The organism is Leptolyngbya sp. GGD, from assembly GCF_026735145.1.
In the GTDB taxonomy this organism is placed as follows: Bacteria; Cyanobacteriota; Cyanobacteriia; order Leptolyngbyales; family Leptolyngbyaceae; genus Leptolyngbya; species Leptolyngbya boryana.
The window spans coordinates 555533-580061 of record NZ_JAPQKE010000003.1 but is presented as its reverse complement, the minus strand read 5'-3'; the positions used below and the strand labels follow the sequence as shown (position 1 = coordinate 580061).

General features: G+C 46.9%; 18 protein-coding genes and 1 tRNA gene. 9 read left to right on the top strand and 10 right to left on the bottom strand.

Translation table 11 applies throughout. The features are described 5' to 3' along the window. Positions 1 to 148: 148 nt before the first annotated feature. Positions 149 to 1837, bottom strand: a complete 1689-nt coding sequence (locus OU814_RS17660; RefSeq protein ID WP_268184552.1) for a phosphodiester glycosidase family protein — start codon at positions 1835 to 1837, stop codon at positions 149 to 151. Positions 1838 to 2470: 633 nt separating this feature from the next. On the opposite strand from OU814_RS17660, the gene gltB reads away from it, so the two are divergent. Further along, positions 2471 to 7126 (top strand): glutamate synthase large subunit, encoded by a 4656-nt coding sequence (gene gltB / locus OU814_RS17655; protein ID WP_326498316.1) that lies wholly within the window; start codon positions 2471 to 2473, stop codon positions 7124 to 7126. Between the two features lie 127 nt (positions 7127 to 7253). Then, positions 7254 to 7757 carry a DUF29 domain-containing protein gene (locus OU814_RS17650; protein WP_036045839.1) on the top strand — a complete coding sequence of 168 codons (504 nt, stop codon included), beginning with the start codon at positions 7254 to 7256 and terminating at the stop codon, positions 7755 to 7757. A 79-nt stretch (positions 7758 to 7836) separates the two neighbouring features. Here the strand turns inward: OU814_RS17650 and OU814_RS17645 are convergent, their stop codons facing one another. The 6 genes from OU814_RS17645 to OU814_RS17620 all read right to left on the bottom strand — a co-directional run bounded on the left by OU814_RS17645 (position 7837) and on the right by OU814_RS17620 (position 13157). Beyond that, positions 7837 to 8085, bottom strand: a complete 249-nt coding sequence (locus tag OU814_RS17645; RefSeq protein WP_017288032.1) for a hypothetical protein — start codon at positions 8083 to 8085, stop codon at positions 7837 to 7839. 70 nt (positions 8086 to 8155) lie between these two features. After that, positions 8156 to 8980 carry a restriction endonuclease gene (locus tag OU814_RS17640; protein WP_268184551.1) on the bottom strand — a complete coding sequence of 275 codons (825 nt, stop codon included), beginning with the start codon at positions 8978 to 8980 and terminating at the stop codon, positions 8156 to 8158. A 200-nt stretch (positions 8981 to 9180) separates the two neighbouring features. After that, positions 9181 to 9253, bottom strand: a tRNA-Arg gene (locus tag OU814_RS17635). Positions 9254 to 9330: 77 nt separating this feature from the next. Continuing rightward, positions 9331 to 11091: a ribonuclease J gene (locus OU814_RS17630; RefSeq protein WP_017288030.1), complete on the bottom strand. Its 1761-nt coding sequence runs from the start codon at positions 11089 to 11091 to the stop codon at positions 9331 to 9333. Between the two features lie 103 nt (positions 11092 to 11194). Then, positions 11195 to 12091 (bottom strand): 4-hydroxy-tetrahydrodipicolinate synthase, encoded by an 897-nt coding sequence (gene dapA / locus OU814_RS17625; RefSeq protein WP_268184550.1) that lies wholly within the window; start codon positions 12089 to 12091, stop codon positions 11195 to 11197. Between the two features lie 25 nt (positions 12092 to 12116). Next, entirely contained in the window at positions 12117 to 13157 is a 1041-nt protein-coding gene (locus OU814_RS17620) for an aspartate-semialdehyde dehydrogenase (protein ID WP_026148615.1), read from the bottom strand. A gap of 436 nt (positions 13158 to 13593) precedes the next feature. On the opposite strand from OU814_RS17620, the gene tig reads away from it, so the two are divergent. From tig to OU814_RS17600, 4 genes are all read left to right on the top strand, one after another. Then, complete coding sequence (tig, locus tag OU814_RS17615; protein ID WP_017288027.1) at positions 13594 to 15000, top strand: trigger factor; 1407 nt, start codon at positions 13594 to 13596, stop codon at positions 14998 to 15000. Between the two features lie 191 nt (positions 15001 to 15191). Further along, entirely contained in the window at positions 15192 to 15887 is a 696-nt protein-coding gene (gene clpP / locus OU814_RS17610; protein WP_086371024.1) for an ATP-dependent Clp endopeptidase proteolytic subunit ClpP, read from the top strand. A gap of 9 nt (positions 15888 to 15896) precedes the next feature. After that, positions 15897 to 17234: an ATP-dependent protease ATP-binding subunit ClpX gene (gene clpX / locus OU814_RS17605; protein ID WP_026148614.1), complete on the top strand. Its 1338-nt coding sequence runs from the start codon at positions 15897 to 15899 to the stop codon at positions 17232 to 17234. 62 nt (positions 17235 to 17296) lie between these two features. Further along, complete coding sequence (locus tag OU814_RS17600; RefSeq protein ID WP_268184549.1) at positions 17297 to 18151, top strand: alpha/beta fold hydrolase; 855 nt, start codon at positions 17297 to 17299, stop codon at positions 18149 to 18151. Here OU814_RS17600 and cofG read toward each other — a convergent pair. Both cofG and OU814_RS17590 read right to left on the bottom strand, forming a co-directional pair. Beyond that, positions 18097 to 19068: a 7,8-didemethyl-8-hydroxy-5-deazariboflavin synthase subunit CofG gene (gene cofG / locus OU814_RS17595; RefSeq protein WP_268184548.1), complete on the bottom strand. Its 972-nt coding sequence runs from the start codon at positions 19066 to 19068 to the stop codon at positions 18097 to 18099. The two genes, OU814_RS17600 and cofG, sit on opposite strands and share 55 nt — an antisense overlap. 97 nt (positions 19069 to 19165) lie before the next feature. Continuing rightward, the gene (locus tag OU814_RS17590; RefSeq protein WP_017288022.1) at positions 19166 to 19852 is read right to left on the bottom strand and encodes a helix-turn-helix transcriptional regulator; all 687 of its coding nucleotides are present in this window, start codon (positions 19850 to 19852) and stop codon (positions 19166 to 19168) included. A gap of 358 nt (positions 19853 to 20210) precedes the next feature. Here OU814_RS17590 and OU814_RS17585 point away from each other — a divergent pair, with 358 nt between their 5' ends. The 3 genes from OU814_RS17585 (at position 20211) to OU814_RS17575 (ending at position 24253) form a co-directional block, all read left to right on the top strand. Then, on the top strand, positions 20211 to 21245 hold the full coding sequence (locus OU814_RS17585; protein ID WP_017288021.1) for a hypothetical protein: 1035 nt from the start codon (positions 20211 to 20213) through the stop codon (positions 21243 to 21245). Positions 21246 to 21422: 177 nt separating this feature from the next. Next, positions 21423 to 22505, top strand: coding sequence for a photosystem II q(b) protein (psbA, locus tag OU814_RS17580; protein ID WP_017288020.1), 1083 nt, complete (start codon positions 21423 to 21425; stop codon positions 22503 to 22505). A gap of 140 nt (positions 22506 to 22645) precedes the next feature. Next, a complete protein-coding gene (locus OU814_RS17575; protein ID WP_268184547.1) occupies positions 22646 to 24253 on the top strand; it encodes a slr1306 family protein in 1608 nt (535 codons plus the stop codon). Here the strand turns inward: OU814_RS17575 and OU814_RS17570 are convergent. Then, a complete protein-coding gene (locus OU814_RS17570) occupies positions 24250 to 24525 on the bottom strand; it encodes an isochorismate lyase (protein WP_268184546.1) in 276 nt (91 codons plus the stop codon). The genes OU814_RS17575 and OU814_RS17570 overlap by 4 nt on opposite strands. Positions 24526 to 24529: the final 4 nt, after the last annotated feature.

Sequence of the window (24529 nt, the reverse complement as noted above, 5' to 3'; positions counted from 1 at the left end):
TCGTACTGCTTGACTTCACCGATTGGATTACCAACCAAGAAGCCTAACAGACCAATCTAGAACTCGCTTGTCTATAGTGGACGATTTGCGAAGATTTCACGAAGTCTTGACTTAAATTGCTTAATCGGTGAAGAAGGGCGAAGAGGCGTTAGGGCTGGATAAAAACGCCAATTCCATTATGAACACGGGCAGAAGTACGAGGAAGTCGATCGAGCAACTGTCCTCCTAGATAAAGCGTCGTTGAACTTCCTCCATCGAGATTTAACGCATTGACCGCACCTAATTGCTGCATGATGTCTGCCATGTCACTGAGTGTCGCACCTAAACCTGCAACATTATTCTGAGCCGTAACAATGAGGATTCTGCCGTCAGAAGTTTGTCCGATCGCGCTTCGTGCTGCCGTTTCTCGAATGAACGCATCACTAAATTGTTCGAGCCGAGCATCGAGAACGATTTGACCATCGCGGATAAGAAGCGGCCCACCACCAATCAGGTTAGGCAAAGCAGCAAGGTCAGAAGGAGTAAAGATACTTTCTAGTTGAACTGGTGTTGCGGGTGGGAAAGATGCGGCAGCAGTTCGATTCGATCGAAAAACGAGTAGATATCCAGTCGTTGGCAACGGAATGACCGTTCCCGCTTTTTCTGCGGCTTGCTGAGTTCCCGCTTGATTATTCTGGACAGTGAGCAGAATTTCATTGTCGGTTAAAGTCGTATAAGTACTGCCCCAATCAGCGGTGTACCGGGCAATCCCAGCTTGAACATAAGCAGAATTTAGAGCAGTTAAAGGAAAGCGTTGACCCGAACTGAGAATGAGAGTTTCTTGAAGTCTTAAGCGATCGAACTTCCAATTTCCCGCTGCATCCCAGCCGACAACCCCCCGATTCAAAATTGGACCAGAAGCAAATCGCTGATTTACCTTAATTGCACCTAGAGGAAGCTGATTATTGCGATTGAAATATCCACCGTTAATGGCTGCTGAAGTGAGGGACTGTTGAGCCGTGGTAAATAAAGGTAGGGTTCCCGTCAATGTTGTAGCATTGGGCAAAATCGGGCGGATGCTGAGACCCGGTTGACGTGGATTCACTTCAAACCAAACGATCGGGAATTGATTCGATCGTACAGTTAAGGATCTTTGCCGCCAGAGTAAGCCGTTTGTCCAGAGGATATCTCTGTCACTGAGAAAGTTGGAACCGATATCGATGACGATACGATCGGGATTGGAAAGCGTGGTAATTCGAGGTCTGAAACCAATGGGGATACCAAACCGAACTGTGGTTCGGTTTGGCGTCGGCTCGACTTTGAGAGAACGAAGTCGAAAAGATGGCATCGGCTTAAACGCTTGAATCCGGTTCTGATCCGCTTGGGCATCGAATGTTAAAACAAGTTCATTCGACTGCGGATCAGCTTGCCAGGTAATTGGGCGATCGAGCGAAATTGTAATGCGATCGACGTTTCCAGCCAGTTGCTCTTGCTGAATCGCTGTCAGGTTTGCTTTTGGAGTCGAAATCTGGAGAATATTGCCGCTAATTTGCAGTTGCCACCCGTACTTTTGGGCGAGATCTGTAACATCCAAATATCGCAGGGGTGGTGTGAGTCGAGTTGGTAAAACGGCTTCAGAGAACCATTGCACAGGTTGGCGAGTAGCATCGGTTGTACTGAGAAGCTCCGCTCCGAATTGAGAACGAATGATGGCATCACTGATTCCGACGCGATTTCCCTGCCATTGCATCCAATTTCCGCTGATGGTTACGCCATTCAAATTAATTTGAGTACCTTGAGCCGTTGGAACATTGAAATTCAAAGCAGGAACTCTTTGGGGAACGGATTGTTGCGCCACGTTAAAATCAAGAGCTGCAGGGGCATCAGCCCGAGCAGGAAGTGAAAAAGAGAGAAGTGCTAGGACGTAGAAACCAAATTTGGGAGAAGTCATCTAGACAAGATTTCGTGAAAGAGATTCCGCAATACCTGCGGTATTTTACTGCGATCGTCCAAAGGTGAAACTATCAACAAACCATAACTTTCCTCAGGGGACTTTATGGGAATCTACTGGCTCAGCAAAGCGATTGGGCTGAGAACGTCAGTCTATTTCAGTTGAAACCGCAATTTTACAGGGATTGTCAGAAGTCAAAATTTTCTATAATATTCTTAATCCGGTCTTTATAAAAATTCAGTCAAGCTAAGATCTCTTCGGCGATTGGGTATAGGCTGGCTAGTTCAGCTCTGATAAATCTGACATCACCATGAACGAGTGAATGGTTTCTCAGACTTGAGGTTTGGCAACAGATTTGGCTGTTTTGTTGTGATAGATCTTTTACGATGCCTTCGTCACAGGTAAGCGTGGCTACAGAACTGCTTGACGAGCAGAATCTTTTCCTTGATTGTTAAGTTTATGTGATCGTTCTTCTCCTTTCTTCATAAAAGTTTCTCAAGTCCCAGCGCTCTCCGTTCTAACCCTCAAATTCTCATTGAAATGAATCGAATCAATCCACCCATGAGTCAAGCAAGTGTTCCGTCTCCGAATGAATCTCAGTCAATCTCGAATGGATATGCAGGGCAGCGCTGGTTAGTCGAGGAACGCGATGCCTGTGGAGTTGGTTTTATTGTCGATCAGCAAGGTCGAGCCAGTCATGATCTGATGTCCAAAGCGCTGATTGCCCTGTCTTGTATGGAGCATCGGGGCGGATGCAGCGCGGATCAAGACTCCGGAGACGGCGCGGGTGTGATGGCAGAAATTCCTTGGGAGATTCTGAATCAATGGGCAAGCGATCGCGGTGTAACGCTCAAAGCGGGTTATACCGGAGTGGGTATGGTTTTCCTGCCGCAAAACCCTACGATCGCGGCTGAAACAAAACAGGTCGCAGAGAAAATTATTGCTGAAGAAGGGCTGACCCTTTTAGGTTGGCGAAGCGTTCCAGTCCAACCCGAAGTTTTAGGCGTTCAAGCTCGAGACAATCAGCCGCTGATTGAACAGTTAATTGTGCAGTCTGAAGTTGCCGATGAAGAATTAGAGCGCAAGCTTTATGTTGCTCGCAAACGCATTCATCGCACACTTGCAGTAAGACCTGAAGCCGGATTTGATGAGCTTTATGTTTGCTCTTTCTCGACGCGGACGATCGTGTACAAGGGCATGGTGCGATCGGAGATTTTAGGCGAGTTTTATCTCGACTTGCAAAATCCAGCATACAAAACCACCTTCGCGCTGTATCACCGTCGATTTAGTACCAACACAATGCCGAAGTGGCAACTCGCGCAGCCGATGCGATTGCTCGGTCATAATGGCGAAATTAACACCCAGCTTGGCAACGTCAACTGGATGAGAGCGCGAGAAGCGGACTTAGCGCATGAGGTTTGGGGCGATCGCATTGATTTGCTCAAGCCAACGGTGAATTCCAATAACAGTGACTCCGCGAATTTGGACAACGTGATGGAATTGTTAGTGCGATCTGGACGTAGCCCAGTCGAAGCGCTCATGATGATGGTTCCAGAAGCGTACAAGAACCAGCCGGAACTAGCAGATCACCCTGAAATCACCAATTTTTACGAGTACAACAGCGGTGTTCAAGAGGCTTGGGATGGTCCTGCACTGCTGGCATTTTGTGACGGAAAAATTGTTGGAGCAACTCTCGATCGGAACGGTTTGCGTCCAGCCCGCTACAGCATTACGCGCGATGGCTACTTTGTAGTGGGTTCAGAAGCGGGTGTTGTAGATCTGCCAGAATCCGAAATCATTGAGAAAGGGCGGCTTGGTCCAGGGCAAATGATTGCATTCGATTTGCAATCTCGTGAAGTGCTGAAAAATTGGGAAATCAAGCAACGCATTGCCAACGCTCATCCCTATGGAGAGTGGTTGAAGCAAAATCGTAAAACTCTGAAATCTCATGCTTTCTTGGAAACAGCGGCATTGGATGCAAAATCGCTGCTGACGCATCAAACTGCCTTTGGCTACACCTTGGAAGATTTGGAAATGGTCATCCAAGATATGGCGGCTCAAGGGAAAGAGCCAACATTCTGTATGGGGGATGATATTCCCCTTGCAGTGCTGTCTGAGCGTCCTCATTTGCTGTATGACTACTTCAAACAGCGCTTTGCTCAGGTGACAAATCCGCCAATCGATCCACTGCGCGAAAAACTCGTCATGTCGTTGACGATGCAGTTAGGTGAGCGCGGAAATCTGCTGAAAATTAATTCAGATGGCGCAAATCTCTTCTTACTTGATTCTCCAGTATTAACTGAACCTGAGTTAGATCAGATTCGTGAATCGGGTTTGGCGACTGCAAATCTTTCGACTTTATTTGAAGTCGCAGCAGGCCCAGAAGGTTTGAAAGCTGCGGTGGCTCGCTTATGTGAGCAGGCGACGGAAGCAGTGCGATCCGGAAGCAAGATTTTGGTCTTGAGCGATCGCTTAGATCAATCTGGCAATCCAACTCAACTGAATGCGGACTACAGCTACATTCCGCCGATGCTGGCAGTGGGAGCTGTTCACCATCATTTGATTCAGAAAGGCTTACGGATGAAAGCTTCTCTGGTCGTAGATACGGCTCAAGCTTGGAGCACGCATCATTTCGCTTGCTTAATTGGCTATGGTGCAAGTGCGGTGTGTCCTTACTTGGCATTGGAATCTGTGCGTCAGTGGTGGTCGGATTCTAAGACTCAGGCTTTGATGGAACGTGGAAAAATTAAATCTGCCAGCATTGCAGCCGTTCAAGCGAATTTCAGAAAAGCGATCGAAGATGGCTTGCTGAAGATTCTCTCGAAAATGGGAATTTCCCTGCTTTCGAGCTATCAAGGCGCACAAATTTTTGAAGCGATCGGAATCGGCGGCGATTTACTCAATACTGGATTCTTTGGAACCGCTTCACGCTTAGGTGGGTTGACCTTAGCGGAGCTGGCTCAAGAAATTCTCTCCTTCCATAGCAAGGCATTCCCTGAGCTGACAACCAAGAAGCTGGAAAACTTTGGCTTTGTGCAATACCGTCCAGGCGGCGAGTATCACATGAACAGTCCAGAGATGGCGAAGCACTTGCACCAAGCTGTGAGAACGAAGAACCCGGATCATTACGACCTCTATCAGAAGCATTTAGCGGGTCGTCCGCTTACGGCATTGAGAGATCTACTCGATTTCAAGAGCGATCGCGCAGCTATCTCGATCGATGAAGTAGAACCTGCGATCGACATTGTGAAACGCTTCTGCACAGGTGGAATGTCCCTCGGTGCTTTATCTCGTGAAGCGCATGAAGTCTTAGCGATCGCGATGAATCGAATCGGCGGTAAGTCTAACTCTGGAGAAGGTGGCGAAGATCCAGTTCGATACAAGATCCTGAATGAAGTTGAGAACGGGACATCCCCGCTCTTGCCGCATCTCAAAGGACTGCAAACAGGCGACACTGCAAACTCTGCGATTAAACAAGTCGCATCAGGACGTTTCGGAGTTACGCCTGAGTATTTGATGAGCGCGAAGCAAATCGAAATCAAGATGGCTCAAGGTGCAAAACCGGGTGAAGGTGGACAATTACCTGGGCCAAAAGTCAGTCCTTACATTGCTCTCCTGCGTCGATCGAAGCCTGGAGTAACGCTGATTTCTCCACCTCCGCATCACGACATTTACTCGATCGAAGATCTTGCCCAACTGATTTTCGACTTGCACCAAATCAATCCGCTGGCTCAAGTGTCCGTGAAATTGGTTGCAGAAGTAGGAATCGGTACGATCGCCGCTGGGGTTGCCAAAGCGAATGCTGACATCATTCAAATTTCTGGACATGATGGCGGTACAGGTGCATCTCCTCTCAGCTCAATCAAACACGCTGGAAGTCCTTGGGAATTGGGCTTAACCGAAGTGCATCGAGTCTTGATGGAAAATCAATTGCGCGATCGTGTGATTCTGCGTGTTGATGGCGGTATCAAGACGGGATGGGATGTTGTCATGGGCGCGTTGATGGGTGCTGAAGAATATGGATTTGGCTCGATCGCAATGATCGCGGAAGGCTGCATCATGGCTCGGATTTGCCATACCAATAGTTGTCCAGTCGGTGTTGCGAGTCAGAAGGAAGAACTTCGCAAACGCTTCCCTGGCACACCTGAGCATGTTGTGAATTTCTTCTTGTTCATCGCAGAAGAAGTACGATCGCTCTTGGCTCGCTTAGGGTACAAATCTCTGGATGAAATTATTGGACGTGCTGATCTGCTCAAGCCCAGAGAAGCTGTGAATCTGACCAAGACTCAACTGTTGAACTTAGATTGTTTGACTCAGTTGCCGGATACTCGCAGCGATCGCACTTGGCTGAATCACGAAACTGTGCATAGCAATGGTGCTGTTCTGGATGATCAATTGCTCAGTGATCCAGATCTTCAAGCTGCGATTCAAAATCAAGGCGATGTGACCAAATCCGTTGAAGTCGTTAACACGGATCGAACGGTTGGGACTCGGATTTCAGGAGCGATCGCGAAACAATATGGTAACTCTGGCTTCAGCGGTCAGGTCACTCTAAACTTTACCGGAGCGGTGGGTCAAAGCTTTGGTGCGTTTAACTTACCTTGTATGACGTTGAATCTCGTTGGAGAAGCAAACGATTACGTCGGTAAAGGAATGCATGGCGGTGAGATTGCTATCAAACCCTCTCCTGAAGCAACGTATGATCCATCTCAGAATGTGATCATCGGAAATACCTGCCTTTACGGTGCGACAGGCGGCAGACTGTTTGCGAATGGTCAAGCAGGCGAACGGTTTGCAGTCCGTAACTCTCTGGCTGAAGCTGTGGTTGAAGGTGTGGGTGACCACTGCTGTGAATATATGACAGGCGGTGTAGTCGTTGTTCTCGGTCGAGCAGGTCGGAACGTTGGCGCAGGGATGACTGGAGGATTAGCTTATTTCTTGGATGAAGATGGTAGCTTCCAAGAGAAAGTAAATCCTGAGATTGTCAAAGTTCAGCGAGTTGTAGCGCCTGCGGGTGAGCAACAGTTAAAAGAACTGCTTGAGGCTCATGTTGAGCATACGGGTAGCCCGAAAGCGAAGGCTGTTTTGGCGAACTGGTCGGAGTATTTGCCGAAGTTCTGGCAGGTGGTTCCGCCGTCTGAGAAGGACACGCCGGAAGCAAATCCAGATGTTGAGAAGGTAGCTGTCTCGGCTTAATGAAAAAAAGGAGCGATCGCTATTTCTGCGATCGCTCCTTTTTTTTCAATATTCAAGTTTTGAATCGCTTAGCGCCAGGAATAAGTATTTTATTTTTATAATGAGACATCACAATCGGGGCAAGCTGATGAACATGCCAGAAGCGGATTCCGAGACAGCAAAGCATACAGTTTCTGGATTGGATCTCTACGAAGCTGATTTCTACGGTTGGACACAACAGCAAGTACGACTTCTGCACAGTCAGCAGTGGGAGCAGATTGATCTGCCAAATATCATTGAGGAAATCGAATCTTTGGGAAAGCAGCAGCGCCAAGAACTTCGGAATCGTCTCAGTATTTTAATTGGGCATTTGCTGAAATGGCAGTATCAGCCTCAACATCGTAGCCGTAGCTGGTTGTCAACGCTGCGAATTCAGCGTTTAGATATTAATGATCTACTTGACGAGAATCCTAGCTTGAAGCCTTACATCGAAGAAGCGCTTTGTAAAGCCTATTTGAGAGGAGTTGAACTTGCGGTGAGAGAGACAGATTTACCGAATTCTACTTTTCCGATCGATTGTCCTTACAACTTGGAAGAGATATTGAGCGATCGCTTTTATCCGGGTGAACCAAGCGAGTTAGTAGCGGACTAAACTCACTTATTATTCATTATTCGTCTGTAGATGCTGTCTGCCTCTGCTTCCGCAACACTCAAAATCTTAATCCGGTAGCTCATGCGGGCAAATTGTATTTACGGCGTTGTTCGGCAGCGAATTCGTCAAAACCGCGAAAATTGCCTGCTTCAAAATCATTCAATCCCTGCTTAATACCTTGAATTGCTTCTTCTGAATCCTGGGCTTCCCATTCCAGAACACTTGCCAAAAGCTTAGTGGCAACAAGGCTGATATCTTGCCCCCGCTGTGTTGCCTTTTTGCGTAACTGCTCTTCTAGTTCTGGGTTTAGAGTAATCTCGATCGACACAATCTTTTCTCTACAGCACTCAATACAATTCTAAAAGAATGAAAAATTTGCCGTCTTAAAAATTAGTAGATCAAATCTTTGTGAACCAGTTTGTATCAACTTCCACTGATTCAATCATTGTAATTTTGACTCCTAGCCCTAACTCCTTCAATCTTTGGACTAGCTGTTCTCCATCGATTAAATCAATTGGAGGTGCACCATCTCGGGTTGCTTCTTTGATTGCATCTCTCGTAAAAGTTCCGGTTGTGATGAATAATCCTTTATCTGTACGCCCCTGCATTGCTCCACGAAAATCTCGGATTTGACCTGCTGATACAGAACCTTGATACCGCTTGCACTGAAACAAAACGTGAAAACTTAAAAAACCATTGATTCGAGCAATTCCTACTCCATCAATACCACCATCTTCAGACTTACCTGTAACTTGTACTTGAATAAAACCAGATTCACGTAAGAGACGTTGTGCCAATCGTTCAAAAGCAGCAGGAGTAAGCGAAAGCAACAACTTATGAAGTTGTTGATGCCAAGTCAGTTCTTCTAATGTTTCAGATTCAACCGTTACATCTGCATCTGTCGATTCTGATTGAGTTGCTTTGTTTTTGTGAGTATCTCGAACCGCTTTGACTATCTCTTTTGCATCAAGATCATCGAGATTAATAGAGGTTGAAACTAAAGACCAAACTCCACGGGCTGAATTTTGCAGTAAGCCATACTTCTTGAGATAGGTTCGACTCCAAGCCAATCGGTATTCAACTTCAGTTTGTGAAGTGGTGCCATGTAAAATCTCTAACACCGTATCTGGTAAATTGAGAAGTTGCACTACTTTGTCATAGATTTCTTCAGTTGTGCCAGAACCACCCAAGGTCTGTAGAGCTTGAATTGTTGGTAAAAGCATTGTGTCGAAAGTGGGCACTGAAGAGGTAAGTCGCTTCATGAGAAAACGGTCTAGTAGGACAGTAAAAACATTGCTCTGTCAACTATAAAGCGATACTCAGCATTCGTCTTAAACTTGCATTGAACCCATCTATCAAAAAGGGTCGGTATTTCAATAACAAAATCTCCTGAAAGTTATTAACTTTCAGGAGATCAGTTTAACGAGCATGGCAGGAATCGAACCTGCGACACCCAGAACCGGAATCTGGTGCTCTATCCCCTGAGCTACATGCCCTCGCAATACTCTTGTGAGTATAGCAAGAATTCGGAACGAAAGAACTTAAGGATTCCTTAATTCCGAATTCTAGTCTCTTAAGACGCGACTCTTGCAGTCGATCGCGTTCTTCCTGGAGTCGATTTCACCACAGGCGCATCCGGAGTTTGCATCAAGAACACTAACAACGGATTGCTTTGCAACTCACGACGCAGCAAGCGATGAATCTCGCGCTCGATTTGAACTTCCAAACCAGCCCAGTCGATCTCAATGCGACCCTCAAACGTGCTGTAGAACTCCTTCCAGCGATCGCTTAACACCGCCTCGATCGCGTCTTGAATTCTCGTTCTCAATTGCTCTGGATTCACCGAAGTTACAACCCCACGCAAATGCACATCGGGCTTACTGAACAAGCGCCCTTCATTCGTCACAGCCGCAGCAACGGTTACAACACCATCACCCGCTAACTGCTGACGCTCTTTCAGAACGCGATCGTCCACCATGCCCGATCGCGACGTATCGACTAACTCAATTCCAGCTTTCACTTTGCCAGCCTTGCGGATCGAATCTTTGGTCAATTCAACAACATCACCATTGTCGATAATCACCATATTCTCAGCCGGAATGCCCGTGCTTTGAGCCGTTTGAGAATGTTTGATTAACATCCGATGCTCACCGTGAACGGGTAAGAAGAACTTCGGACGAGTCAGAGCCAGCATCAATTTCTGATCTTCTTGGCAACCGTGACCTGAAACGTGAATGCCTTGGTCTTTTCCATAAACGACCTTCGCGCCATTCATCATCAGCTTGTCGATCGTGTTGACAACCGCAATCGTATTTCCTGGAATCGGATTCGCTGAGAAAACAACAGTGTCACCTTCGCGAATTTTGACTTGGCGATGTTCTCCATTAGCAATTCGAGTCATCGCTGACATCGGTTCACCTTGCGATCCAGTGGTCAAAATCAGGACATCTTTATCGGGCATCTTCTGCGTCACATGTAGTGGCTGAAGGATATCATCGCGGCATTTGATATATCCCAAAGTTCGCGCGTGAGCGATCACATTCAGCATCGATCGACCTAAGACCGAAACCACACGACCATGCTTTTCTGCCAGTTCCAAAATCATGTTGATCCGGTGCACAGAAGAAGCAAACGTCGTGATCAGTAAGCGACCTTGAGCTTGTGTAAACACTCGATCGAGATTCGGGAATACAGCACGTTCCGAAGGAGTAAAACCTGGAATCTCAGAGTTCGTTGAATCGCTGATCAAACATTGCACACCTTTTTCGCCGTACTCCGCTAAGCGCTGAATGTCGAACTTCTCGCCATCAACTGGAGTGTGATCGAATTTGAAATCGCCTGTGTGAATCACAACCCCGACAGGCGTATGAATCGCAACGGTGAAACTATCCGCGATCGAGTGAGTATTCCGAATGAACTCAACAAAGAAATGAGAACCAATGCGGATAATGTCGCGTGGGCGAACCGTTCTGAGTTCTGTGCGGTCGGCAACGCCAGCTTCTTCGAGTTTGCCTTCGAGCAATGCCAGAGCCAAACGAGGTCCATACATCACTGGAATATCTAGCTGCTTCAAGTGGAAAGCAATGCCACCGATATGATCTTCATGACCGTGGGTAATAATCATCCCCTTGATCTTTTCGCGATTTTCCCGCAGATAGGTCATGTCCGGCAGCACAATATTCACACCGTGCATCCCATCGGTCGGAAAAGCAAGTCCAGCGTCGAGAAGCACAATCTCATCGCCGTATTCAAAAACGCAGGTATTTTTACCAATTTCATGTAATCCGCCAAGCGGGATGATTTTGAGCGCGTTTGAAGAGTTATTTTGAGTCATCAGTATCCTTCAGGTTTACGAAAAAAACTTAGTGAAAAGTCAGCAGAGCAAGTTTTCAAGTCGCTGACTAAAAAATGGAGCTATTCAGTTGTGCAGAAACTTGTCAGACATGTGCAGCATTCAGCAAGTTCAGTTCACTCATGACTTGCATGACTTGATCTCGCACAGCGTCGTCAGGTGCGCAGAGCGGCAAACGTAAATCCCCAACTTGCCAGCCTTGCAGGCTCATGGCAGTCTTAACTGGGATTGGATTCGTTGTGACAAATAGAACTTTAAACAAGGACAACAACTCTAAATGAATTTGGGTCGCTTTCTGGACTTGACCGCTCTCGAAAGCCTGAATCATCTGTTGTAAGCGATCGCCAACCAAGTGGCTCGCCACACTCACAACGCCTTTTGCTCCAATCGCTAACATCGGCAGAGTCAAGGAATCGTCTCCAGAATAGATTGCAAACTCTGGCGGGGTCATCCGTCGAATTTGGCTTACTTGATCTAGATTGCCACTCGCTTCCTTAATTGCAACAATATTTGGAATTTTCGCAAGTCGAGCGACTGTCTCAGCTTGCAAATTCTGACTGGTGCGCCCTGGTACGTTATACAGCATCAGCGGCAGATCGGAAGATTCCGCGATCGCTTTAAAGTGCTGATACAACCCCGATTGTGGTGGCTTGTTGTAATAGGGCACAACTTGTAACGAACCGTCTAACCCCATTTTAGCGGCTTTTTGAGTTGCCTCGATCGCTTCTGCTGTCGAGTTTGATCCCGTTCCTGCCATGACTTTTGCCTTACCTGCCACAGCACTTTTTACGACTCGGAATAATTCAAATTCTTCGTCCCAGGAAAGCGTTGGGGATTCTCCGGTCGTTCCGCAGACCACGATCGTATCTGTACCATGATCTGCTAAATGAACCGCTAATTTTTCGGTCACAGCATAATTGACTTCCCCATCTGCTGTGAAGGGCGTAATCATTGCGGTCAGGACATTTCCAAAATTTATCACACTCTATCTAAACTCCCTATAAATCCTATGAGTTGGCGACTAAAGCTGGTTTCAAGAGATTCTTCTCGATCAAGAGTTCAGCGATTTGAATCGCGTTGAGTGCGGCGCCTTTGCGAATCTGGTCGCCACACAGCCAAAGCTCTAAACCATTGGGATTGGAAATATCTTGACGAATCCGCCCCACTAAAACATCATCCTTGCCGCTAGCATCGATCGGCATCGGGAAATAGTTTGCGTCCCAGTCTTCGACTAGCTGGACTCCAGGAGCTTGGATCAGGAGTTCGCGCGCTTTCTCGACTGCAAAAGGAGAATCAAACTCTAGGTTAATCGCTTCCGAGTGTGCCCGCAAGACAGGAACCCGTACACAGGTTGCGGTAATCCGCAGATCGGGCGCGCCAAAAATCTTGCGCGTCTCATTCACCATTTTCAACTCTTCTTCGCAATACCCGGAAGCTTCGAGTTTTGAATTGTGTGGAAACAGATTAAACGCTAATGGATAAGGCAAAATTTCGGCTTTTGGTTCTTGTCCTTGTAGAATCGCGATCGATTGTTTTTTCACTTCTTCCATTGCTCGCGCACCTGCACCACTAGCGGATTGATACGTCGATGCGACAATCCGCCGAATCGGCAAGACTTGATGTAACGGATAAACTGCAACCGACATCAAAATCGTGGTGCAGTTCGGATTCGCAATCACACCTTGATGGGCTGCTGCCGCTTCTGGATTTACCTCTGGCACAACCAAGGGTACATCTGGCTGCATCCGAAACGCGCTAGAGTTATCAATCATCACGGCTCCAGCCGCAACGATATCTTTCACCCATTGCTTGGAAATTGATCCGCCTGCTGATGCGAGAACAATATCGACATTATTGAATGACGACTCGTTGACGGCTTCGATCGTTAAACTTTCGCCCTGAAACATTACGGTTGAGCCTGCCGATCGTGGAGAGGCTAACAGCTTCAACTCAGACACGGGAAAATTACGCTGATCCAACAGTTCCAGTAGTTCAGTTCCAACCGCCCCTGTCGCCCCTAAAATCGCTACTCGATAGGATTGACCCAAAATAAATTCCTCCACAGTGAATGACTAAAGTCTCAAAAGCTTCAATAAGATTTTGTTTGAATACGAATCGGTAATACGAATAATCTGAAATATAAAGACTTTCGGTTGCTTCTGATTTCTTTCAGAGACTAGCGTGCTTTTGAACCGAATTCAAGTAGCTGATCCGACAAGGTTTTGATCCTTGGTATTTCTTAAATTATTATTGCAGAGCGTCGATGTTTATAGATATCACCTGCACTGTTTGCCCGATCACTGCAATGTGGGGCAAATGGAAACGAAGCATACAGCCTCATATTCTTCTCCAGGCGGGCTTTTATAACAATCTGGACTCTCTAAAATCTAAAGATTCACCGAAACGAATCGCGCAACCGTGACTAGAATCGGTTAGTATAGCTTACTGCTTGGTAGAAATTCGCATTTTTTGTCACTTACGCCGATGAAAGTTACCCAGGAAAAGCTTCCCGCCAGTCAGGTCGGGTTAGAAATTGAAGTTACGCCAGAACTGTCTCAGAAAACTTACGATCGAGTCCTTCAAGACTTCACGAGATCGCTAAATATTCCTGGGTTCCGTAAAGGAAAAGTGCCGAAACAGGTACTGATTCAGCGGATCGGCTCGTTGCGCATCAATGCATCAGTTGTGGAGGAATTGGTTGATACTGCACTGAAAGAAGCCATCAAACAAGAAAAAATCGACGCATTGGGCAACTTCCAACTGAAGTCGTCGTTTGATGAACTGGTTGGAAACTACAAACCAGGCGAAGCCTTGACCTTCTCCGCCTCTGTTGATGTCCCACCGGAAGTGAACCTCAAGCAATATAAGGATTTCACGGTTCAAGCAGAAGAAGTGAAACCCGATCCAGAAAAAGTGGATTCTGTCATCGAAAATTACCGCACTCAGCTAGCAACCTTGATCCCGATCGAAGATCGTCCTGCTCAGAAAGGCGATGTTTCCGTGATCGACTTTAAAGGTCGCTTTACTCCGGCAGAGGGTGAAGAAGAAATCGAAGTTCCGGGCGGCGAAGCATCAGATTTCCAACTTGAACTCGAAGATGGTCGCTTTATCGAAGGCTTTATTGACGGAATTTTCGGTATGAAGCCTGGCGAAACAAAGGAAATCTCCGTCACCTTCCCCGAAGATTACCCTCAAGAACAACTGGCTGGACGACCCGCAAAATTTGAAATTACCCTCAAAGAACTGAAAGGAAAAGAACTTCCTGAAGTCGATGACGATTTTGCCAAAGAAGCGAGTGGCGATGAGTATGAAACGATCGCTGAAATGCGTGAAGCCCTCGAAAAGCGTTTCAACGACGAAGCGGAACAGCAGACCAAAACCAACAAAGAAGAAGCACTGCTCAACGAATTGTTGAATCAAGTTGAAGCTGATCTGCCTGAAACCATGATCGAACGTGAAGTCGAATACATGGTGACTCAAACCGCGATGCAGCTTCAGCAGCAAGGCATCGACATCAAGCGCCTGCTCAACAAAGACACCATCCCAATGTTGAAAGAGCGCTCTAGACCGGATGCGATCGAGCGAATCAAACGCACTCTTGCCTTGGGAGAAGTCGCCAAAAAAGAATCGCTTAAAGTCGAAGAAGACGAACTGAATACCAAAATTCAGGAACTTCTGACAGAATTGGCGGGACGCGACATTGATATGGATCGGCTCAGAAGCGCGGTTGAAGAAGACCTGCTGAAAGAAAAGATCATGGATTGGCTGATTGCAAATTCAACGATCGAGCTTGTCCCAGAAGGCACGTTGAAAAAAGACGAACCCGATGAAGACGGCTTTGACGACGACGAAACCGAAGCGGAAGCAGTCGAAGTTGAAGTGGTTGAATAGTCTAGCGACAGAATGAATTGTGGGGCAGAATATTTTGCCCCACTGCAGGCAAGATGCCTGCTCCACAACCGGAATTCAATTTTGTCGAGATCTAAAGTCCATCCACAAATCTGTAAGCATTCGGATGTGTGCCGGATAACTTCGCGTTTGTTGGCTAGAATTGAACTTGTGGAACGTAAGCCGCTTGCCTCATGTATAACTCTCAGTCTTTCGACTACGCAATTCAAAATCTCAGCACGCTGGATGTCGTCTCTCAAGCTGCCCCAACTAACGTCGTTCCGATGGTGGTGGAGCAGTCTGGGCGCGGTGAGCGTGCCTTCGACATCTACTCCCGTCTGTTGCGGGAGCGCATTATCTTTTTAGGAAGCGCGATCGACGATAGCGTTGCGGATTCTCTAGTCGCGCAATTGCTGTTTCTCGAAGCTGAAGATCCTGAAAAAGACATTCAGATCTATATCAATTCTCCGGGCGGGTCAGTCACGGCAGGAATGGCAATCTATGACACCATGCAGCAAGTTAGCTGTGATGTTGTGACCATTTGTTTTGGGCTTGCTGCTAGTATGGGAGCGTTTCTCCTCTCAGGTGGAACACCCGGTAAACGGATGTCTTTGCCCAGCTCTCGCATCATGATTCACCAGCCGCTCGGCGGTGCTCAAGGGCAAGCAGTGGATATCGAGATCCAGGCGAAAGAAATCCTTTATCATAAGCGCAAGCTAAATGAGCTTTTAGCTCAACATACCGGACAGCCGCTTGAGCGCATTGAAGCAGACACGGAGCGTGACTTCTTTATGTCTGCTGACGAAGCAAAGCAATATGGCTTAATTGACCAAGTGATTTCCCGGCAGAACCTTCCCAAAGCTGGAGAACCTGTCGCCGCAGCAAGATAAGAGGCAGCTATGTCAAAGTACGACTCCCATCTGAAATGTTCTTTTTGTGGCAAGTCTCAGGAGCAAGTCCGCAAGCTAATCGCTGGACCTGGGGTTTACATATGCGATGAATGCGTGGATTTATGTAACGAGATTTTAGATGAGGAGTTGTTTGACTCCAGCGCTGCTCCACAACCTGTGCCGCGCCGAGAACAAGCGCCTGAAAAACGTCGATCGCGCTCAGCCAATATCTCTCTCAATCAGTTGCCGAAACCCCGGGAGATCAAGAAATATCTGGATGAGCATGTGATCGGTCAAGACGAGGCGAAAAAAGTGCTCTCGGTCGCGGTCTACAACCATTACAAACGCTTGAGTTTTTTACAAGCGAAAAATAGCGGTAAGTCATCGCCTGATGATTCGGTTGAGTTGCAGAAGTCAAATATTTTGCTGATTGGTCCGACGGGGTGCGGTAAAACGCTCTTGGCTCAGACCTTGGCTGAGATTTTAGATGTACCGTTTGCGGTTGCTGACGCGACGACCCTAACCGAAGCAGGTTATGTCGGCGAAGATGTTGAAAACATTTTGCTGCGTCTTCTACAAGTTGCGGATCTCGATGTTGAAGAAGCGCAACGCGGCATTATCTACATTGACGAAATTGATAAGATTGCCCGCAAGAGCGAAAATCCCTCGATTACTCGTGATGTTTCAGGCGAAGGGGTCCAGCAAGCTCTGCTGAAGATGTTGGAAGGCACGATCGCGAATGTTCCCCCGCAAGGCGGTCGCAAACATCCTTACCAAGACTGTATTCAAATCGACACCAGCAATATCTTGTTTATTTGCGGTGGTGCATTTGTTGGATTAGATAAAGCGGTTGAGCAGCGCTTAGGCAAGCGATCGATGGGCTTTGTCCAAGCGGGTGAACAATCGAAAGAGAAGCGAACCGCTGATGTGCTTCAGCATCTCGAGCCAGATGATTTGGTGAAATTTGGGTTAATTCCTGAATTCATCGGGCGTATTCCCGTGATGGCAGTCGTTGATCCACTCGATGAGAAAGCACTGTCTGAGATTCTCACCGAGCCGAAGAACGCGCTGGTCAAGCAGTTCCAGAAATTGCTGAAGATGGACAATGTGCAGCTTGAATTTAAGCCGGATGCGGTGACCGCGATCGCTCAAGAGGCATATCGCCGGAAAACTGGGGCACGTGCACTTCGCAGCATTGTCGAAGAAATGATGCTCGACATTATGTACGAGTTACCTTCACGCAAAGATGTGACTCGCTGCACGATTACTCGCGAAATGGTTGAGAAGCGATCGACGGCTGAATTGCTGCTGCACCCGTCTTCTTTGCCAAAACCGGAATCAGCCTAAAGCTTCTTAGCGGATTGAAATTCCAGTGCTACCCTAAGTTCTGGACATGTTTCAATCCGCTCATGGCTTACATCTCTGTAAACGGTTTTAATCACTACTACGAATGGCTTACTGAATCGGGAAATCAGCCGAGCGGTAAGCCTGTTTTAGTTTTTGTGCATGGTTGGGGAGGGTCGGCGCGCTATTGGGAAAGTACGGCTCGATCGCTCTGTCAACATTTCGATTGTTTGCTATACGATATGCGCGGATTTGGGCGATCGAGAATGGGCGATGCGCCTGAATCAACCTATGAATTAGATATTTATGTTCGAGATTTAGCAGGATTACTCGTGGCGCTGCGGCTTCAGAAAGTGAGCCTAAATGCGCATTCGACCGGATCTTCGATCGCCGTATTATTCCTGAATCGGTACGCGGAATTCGTCGATCGAGCAATTCTCACCTGTAGCGGCATTTTTGAATACCAAGAAAAAGCGTTCAAAGCATTTCATAAATTTGGTGGCTACGTTGTGAAATTCCGTTATCCATGGCTCTATAGCTTGCCGTTTACCGATCGACTATTTATGCAGCGCTTTCTCCATCAGTCTGTGCCCAGGGAAATGAGCCGAGCATTTCTAGATGATTTCTTAATGGCAGACGAACCTGCTGCACTCGGAACGATGTTTTCTGCGGTGAGTCAAGAAGCAGCGGAGACAATGCCAGGGGAGTTCTCTCGAATTACCGTTCCAACGTTGTTAATCTCAGGAGAGTACGACAAAATTATTCCGGCTGAAATGGGCAGACAGGCGGCAGCATTAAGCGATCACATTCAGCATGTTGTGATTCCGAACACGGCTCATTTCCCGATGTTGGAAGACCCGACAACTTATTTGCGGTTTGTGACTGAGTTTTTAGAGGTTTCAAGTCCAGCCGTTCTATGATGCTCAACTGCGGTTCTGAGGTCGTCAGCCAGCCAGCGATCGTACTGCGGATAGATGGGCAGGCGCTGCACTAAGTGATAGCTCTGCGGCTCAAGCTGTTGTCTCAGCGCCTCAACTTTAGGATGCGGATAATCGGGATTAACTTCATCATGCGGGCTAATCCCACCCAAATCCTGCGCACCTGCGTCTAAGCAGGCAATCAAATCATCTGCGACCAAGTTCGGTGGAATCTGAATTGAAATTGTATCTGGCAAGATCGATCGTGCAATTTTAATCAGTTGAATGAGCTGCCTAGGCTGAAAAGCAGCTTGAGAAAGGCTCTCTTTTTGTCCAGGACTGTAAGGCTGGAGAATGACTTCTTGAATGTGCTTGTATTGTTCGTGAATGTTCGCGATCGCGACTAATGTCTCAATGCGATCGCGTTCACTCTCCCCAATCCCGAGTAATAACCCAGTTGTGAACGGAATCTGCAATTCACCAGCCCAGGCTAACTGCTGCAATCTCACCTCAGGTAATTTGCTCGGTGCATGGCGATGGACAGATTCGAGTAAGGTTGGGGTCATTTGTTCTAGCATTAGCCCCATTGAAACATTGACGGTTTTTAGCTTTGCCATCTCATCAAAGCTGAGAATTCCAGCATTGGTATGCGGGAGAAATCCCATCGATAGCGCTAATTTGCAAAGATCGAAAATGCGATCGAACCAAGAAGCGCGTCTTGCACTGTTTGGATGGACTTCGCCGCTCAAGATTAGTAGTTCGACAACATGGTCTAATCGTTGCAAAATATGCTCGGCTTGTGCCAAACTCATCCATTCATCCTGACCCGGATCAGTACGAAAATTGCAATACGTACAGCGATTAAAACATTCGTAGGTTGGAACAATCGTGTAAGCCGAACTATAGGTAATCGCTTTCATTGATCCAAGAAGACTTGCTATCAGGCAATAGAGCCATCATACGCCGGGTTGAGCATAGTCGAAACCCAACCCTGACGGGATGCTCGACTCAATTTGTCTATCTGGAATACCAAATTTGCTGTTGGTTTCCTATGCTCTTGCGTTTTGCATAAATATTCTTAACGTGGGTCTTGACCGTATTCAATGTGATTTTTAGAAAGTCTGCAATCTCTTGATATGAATACTTTTGCCGCAACAAACACCAAACTTCGGCTTCTCGTTCGGTGAAATCGTATTTTACTTGTTCGATCGTCAATTCTTCCTGTAACAAGGCAAAACAGTCTTCTAAATGAACGAGAAAGAATGTCCGTTCAGCTAAATTTAGCCAGCGAACCTGTAATCGAAAGAGTTTATTGGCTCCATCTTGATACTCCATTATGAGGGGGTCTGGTATGACAAATCCTTCTGCTAGCAATCGTTCACAGAGCGAACGAACTAACGCTGGTATAGAGTTATTGGGTTCTAAACGATGACATAAGTGCTTTGCTGACTCATTGCAGTAAAACACTTGTAATTCATCGGTGAGCACCATCATCCCCACTGGCATCGTATCTAACAAAACTGCCCATAGTGCATCCTGGCTAATGAAATTACGACTGAAATCGGGTGATTCAACCGATCGTAATCGCTGCTGTTTATTAGTATTGAGTTGTTTTCTCTGAGAACGCCGAGACGATCTCTTTTGCAGATTAGGCGTGAATACAAACTGAGAATCCGATGAAACAGAAAAAAGGCGGGCAGTCATAATGTGACATCCTCAAGCAATTTCATGATTGTGAACATCGTACGTCCGAAGTCACAATGAGCGCACAGAAGCTCCCCGAAGAATGCCGAACAAAGGTGAACAAGGCTGAAATAATTTAAAGATTTAGGGCTTTTTCATCCCAGAGGAAAAACAGTTAGTCATAATCGTAAGAACAACAGGAGTTTTGCGCTGCATGACCGAACTGATGCAGGGCTATCTCTGCTTGGATTGACTAACGATGCACCAGCAATTTCACTTGTGCAAATGTCTCGCACTCTAAACTATTGCTGATCCAAGCATTATCTCGCTTCACCCATTCAGGTTGTTTTATCAACTCTCTTTAGCCCCCACCTTTGCCATGCTTCCAGATCTGGTCGATCGCTTATTTCCAATCGAGGTTCAACGTTCTTACATCGCTCTGATTCAACGCCGAGGCGGACTCACTCGGCGCAAGGCAGAATATTTTGTCCGCCTCTGGGCGTATCTCTTGCTGAAACAGCAAGAAGAATTACATGGCGGTATTCCAACTCGCTTAAAAGAACTTCGTGCTCCAGAAGGATTAGTCAACTGTACTCATCGTGAAGCAGCTGAGCTGTTTTACCGAGATCAGGAAAAAGGTAGCGATCGTGCGGCGGGAATGATGATCGATCGTCTTGCTGCGTTAGGATTACTCGACAAACAATATGACGGGAATTCTCTCGCACTCAAAATACGTACCTTTCCTGAAATTGAACTTCCTCCCAGCGAAGAGCCTGTCGAGCTTTTTGCTGATATGTTTAATCCTCGAACTGACGCAATTACTATCTCAACGCTATACACCAAAAACTATGCACCGATGATTCGAGATGGTGCAGCGATGGCTAAGCTTGCTAAAGTTCTCAGATTATGGTCACAACAGTACGGCAAAGGAATGCGGGTACTTCGGCGGTCAGATAATCATAATGTAGTGGCCGCTTGTGTTCTGTATCCAGTCGCCGCAGAATCCGACCAGTACTTCTTTCAGCAACCGAGTAAAAGCTTTTATCTCACAACGGACAATCCAGTTGATCCATTCATCATGGCTCAGCCAGGCGATAAGACCTGCGTCTCGATTTACATTCGGGCTTGGGTGATTGATCAACCGTATCTAACGATCACATCGCTCTGCCAGCTCTTAGAAGATACTCAGCAGACCTTAATTAAGATGCGTGAGGATTATCCGGAAAGCTGTGACCTTTACACATTAATCGTTCACCCAATTTACGAAGAGTTACGTCGAATTCTAGGATTTGAGCGAATTTGTGAAGACAGTCAGCGTTCCTTTGCTTGGATTCATGGCGCAATCGATCGTTTCTTAGAAACTGATATGCAGCGGGCACTCTCAAATCTCAGAATCGGAGACGCCTCGCAATAAGCTCTGTGTCAGGCTTTGCAGGGATTCAATGCCGATTTTGTGAACTTTCTGTTACAAAACCTGAGTAAAAACTTAATTTACCTCTTTACAAAATGAAACGATTCACTTAATCTAGATTCATAGATTGAAATTTCAATCTAATCTTTGAGCAAACAAATCAAGCACTCATACAGAATCATGACAACGACCTTACAGAGACGCGAAAGCGCAAACCTGTGGGCGCAGTTCTGCAACTGGGTCACCTCCACCGAAAACCGCCTGTATGTAGGCTGGTTCGGCGTATTGATGATCCCCACTTTGCTGGCTGCAACCATCTGCTACATCATCGCCTTCATCGCTGCTCCTCCTGTGGACATCGACGGCATCCGTGAACCTGTTGCAGGTTCCTTGCTCTACGGCAACAACATCATCTCTGGTGCAGTTGTTCCTTCCTCGAACGCCATTGGCTTGCACTTCTACCCAATTTGGGAAGCAGCATCCTTAGATGAGTGGTTGTACAACGGTGGTCCTTACCAACTCGTCGTATTCCACTTCTTGATCGGCGTCTTCTGCTACATGGGACGTGAGTGGGAACTTTCCTACCGTCTCGGCATGCGTCCTTGGATCTGTGTTGCATACTCTGCACCTGTTGCAGCAGCAACCGCAGTCTTCTTGATCTACCCGATTGGACAAGGATCGTTCTCCGACGGTATGCCCCTCGGAATCTCTGGAACCTTCAACTTCATGTTGGTCTTCCAAGCAGAGCACAACATCTTGATGCACCCGTTCCACATGTTGGGCGTAGCTGGTGTATTCGGTGGTAGCTTGTTCTCGGCAATGCACGGTTCGTTGGTAACTTCTTCCTTGGTACGTGAGACTACTGAAGTTGAGAGCCAAAACTACGGTTACAAGTTTGGACAAGAAGAAGAGACCTACAACATCGTTGCAGCACACGGCTACTTCGGACGGTTGATCTTCCAATACGCATCGTTCAACAACTCTCGCGCACTGCACTTCTTCTTGGGTGCATGGCCGGTCGTCGGTATCTGGTTCACCGCATTGGGCGTGTCCACGATGGCGTTCAACCTGAACGGATTTAACTTCAACCAATCGATCATCGACTCGCAAGGTCGTGTGGTGAGCACCTGGTCTGATGTGATCAACCGTGCGAACCTGGGTATGGAAGTAATGCACGAGCGTAACGCTCACAACTTCCCGCTCGACTTGGCTGCTGGTGAAGTTGCACCTGTTGCAATGAGCGCACCTGCAATCAACGGTTAATCTTTAACTGATTTGAGCAAAATGAAGCCCTCCAGAAATGGGGGGCTTTTTCGTATTTGAGGATTGATCCCAGCTAGGCAAGTCAATCGCGAGACTTTGATTTATCCTGGAAGTCAGAGATTTGCAAGAGTGGGTTAAGAATGACTAGTTCGTGGCAGCGATCGTTAATCTTAGGGGGTGTCGGCGCAACGCTTTCACTCTGGGTCCTCGAAAATTTGACGCATACCTTGGGAGATTGGCTGCCCGCCATTGTCATTGGAAGTGGAATTGCCTGGGTTGTTCTAAAATTTCAACAGAGCGATACGCCTAAGATTCGAGTCGAGCCAGTTTCGCTGAATAAAGTTCAGACTGAATTGGTCGAGGCGAAAGGACTGCTAGACCAACTCGCGATCGAGTCGCAAGATTTATCGATCGATGGCAGTGCTCAGCAATTATCCGACCTACGATCGCAAATTCAAAACATTACTGCGGATCTGAAGCGAGATGAGATTCGGTTTGCTGTGATGGGCGGTAAGTCAGTTGGCAAAACCATGTTGATGAATTTGCTCGAGATCAAATGGGCAAGAGGCATTTCACAAAAGCTCGTTTTGCAGGACACTCCTGAACTCTTTGCAGCAACGGAAGGCGGAATTATTGCAGAGCGGGATGCGTGGAAATTAGCGCGATCAGCAGATGTCATTTTATTTATGACGACTGGTGATTTGACAGCAACGGAATTTCAAGCCATTCAAAAAATTACTTCTGTGGGTAAACGGCTAGTTTTGGTATTCAACAAACAAGATCAGTATTTACCAGAGGAGCAAAAAATCGTTTTAGAGCAATTGCGTGAACGAGTTGATGGCATTCTCAGCCCACAAGATGTCATTGGAATTGCAACCAATCCAAAATCTTTGAAAATCCGACAACATCGATCAGACGGCACATTCAAGGAATGGATGGAGAAAGTCGAACCGCAGATTCTGCCCTTACTGGAGCGGTTAAATCAAATTCTCATCCAGGAAGGGAAGCAACTGGTTTTGTCGAGTTCTCTTAGTAATGTGACTGCGGTTCAGGCAGAAGCGAAATCCGCATTAAATCGAATTCGGCGCGATCGCGCGATGCCCCGAATTGATCAAGCCCAATGGATTGTGGCAGGGACAGCATTTGCCAATCCATTTCCAGCATTGGATCTCTTAGCAACTGCTGCCATCAATGGTCAGATGGTGATGGATCTGAGTCATCTGTATCAGCGCAAATTCACGTTAGAACAAGCGAAAACTGTGGCTGCGACGATGGCAGGTGTGATGGTGAAGTTGGGGCTAGTGGAGGTTTCCACACAAGCGATCGCGGCAATTATGAAAACGAATGCGATTACCTTTGTGGCAGGCGGATTGATTCAAGGCGTGAGTGCAGCGTATTTAACTAGATTAGCTGGATTGACGTTGATTGAATATTTTGAAGGGGAATCAGCAGAAGAGATTAAGCCTGATATTCTGCAACAGATTATGGAAAGAGTCTTTGAGCAGAATCGACGGTTGCCGTTTATGCAAATGTTTGTCAAACAGGCAGTCGATCGGTTGGTGAAAACGCCGCTTTCTGCTTCCGCGCCCGTCCCACCTCCAACTCCGATGGAAGGGTTGCCTGCGCCCCAGGAAGTTCCTTTAGAAATTGGGGCAAAGGTGGAGGAAGATGTGAACTTGGAAGCAGAAAAATTAGATGAACCAAAGCTTTTAGAAATCCCTGAAGTTTCTTTGGTTGAGATTAACTAATCCGGGTGTTGAGTGTTCCATTGGTTGAGTTCTTCCTGAATGAAATGATTGACGAGATCTCGGTATAGTTTCTCGATCGCATCAGGGTTTAATCCTTCTACTTCTGCCCAAACTCTCCGCTGTTGCAGCATCGATTGAAATCGTTCCGGTGCTTTGACACTGGCTGCATCGGTTTTGAACTTAGCCGCAGCTTTCACATAAGCGAAACGTTGACCAAGAAGTTGGATAACTTGTCGATCAAGATTATCAATCTCAGATCGAATCTCAGTCATGTTC

Bases quoted from the DNA above. Each gene is read 5' to 3' on its own strand.
- OU814_RS17630 (WP_017288030.1), bottom strand. From the start codon at position 11,091: ATGACTCAAAATAACTCTTCAAACGCGCTCAAAATCATCCCGCTTGGC.
- tig (WP_017288027.1), top strand. From the start codon at position 13,594: ATGAAAGTTACCCAGGAAAAGCTTCCCGCCAGTCAGGTCGGGTTAGAA.
- OU814_RS17570 (WP_268184546.1), bottom strand. From the start codon at position 24,525: ATGACTGAGATTCGATCTGAGATTGATAATCTTGATCGACAAGTTATC.
- OU814_RS17600 (WP_268184549.1), top strand. From the start codon at position 17,297: ATGGCTTACATCTCTGTAAACGGTTTTAATCACTACTACGAATGGCTT.
- OU814_RS17650 (WP_036045839.1), top strand. From the start codon at position 7,254: ATGAACATGCCAGAAGCGGATTCCGAGACAGCAAAGCATACAGTTTCT.
- OU814_RS17590 (WP_017288022.1), bottom strand. From the start codon at position 19,852: ATGACTGCCCGCCTTTTTTCTGTTTCATCGGATTCTCAGTTTGTATTC.
- psbA (WP_017288020.1), top strand. From the start codon at position 21,423: ATGACAACGACCTTACAGAGACGCGAAAGCGCAAACCTGTGGGCGCAG.
- gltB (WP_326498316.1), top strand. From the start codon at position 2,471: ATGAATCGAATCAATCCACCCATGAGTCAAGCAAGTGTTCCGTCTCCG.
- clpX (WP_026148614.1), top strand. From the start codon at position 15,897: ATGTCAAAGTACGACTCCCATCTGAAATGTTCTTTTTGTGGCAAGTCT.
- OU814_RS17585 (WP_017288021.1), top strand. From the start codon at position 20,211: ATGCTTCCAGATCTGGTCGATCGCTTATTTCCAATCGAGGTTCAACGT.
- OU814_RS17575 (WP_268184547.1), top strand. From the start codon at position 22,646: ATGACTAGTTCGTGGCAGCGATCGTTAATCTTAGGGGGTGTCGGCGCA.
- OU814_RS17640 (WP_268184551.1), bottom strand. From the start codon at position 8,980: ATGCTTTTACCAACAATTCAAGCTCTACAGACCTTGGGTGGTTCTGGC.
- cofG (WP_268184548.1), bottom strand. From the start codon at position 19,068: ATGAAAGCGATTACCTATAGTTCGGCTTACACGATTGTTCCAACCTAC.
- clpP (WP_086371024.1), top strand. From the start codon at position 15,192: ATGTATAACTCTCAGTCTTTCGACTACGCAATTCAAAATCTCAGCACG.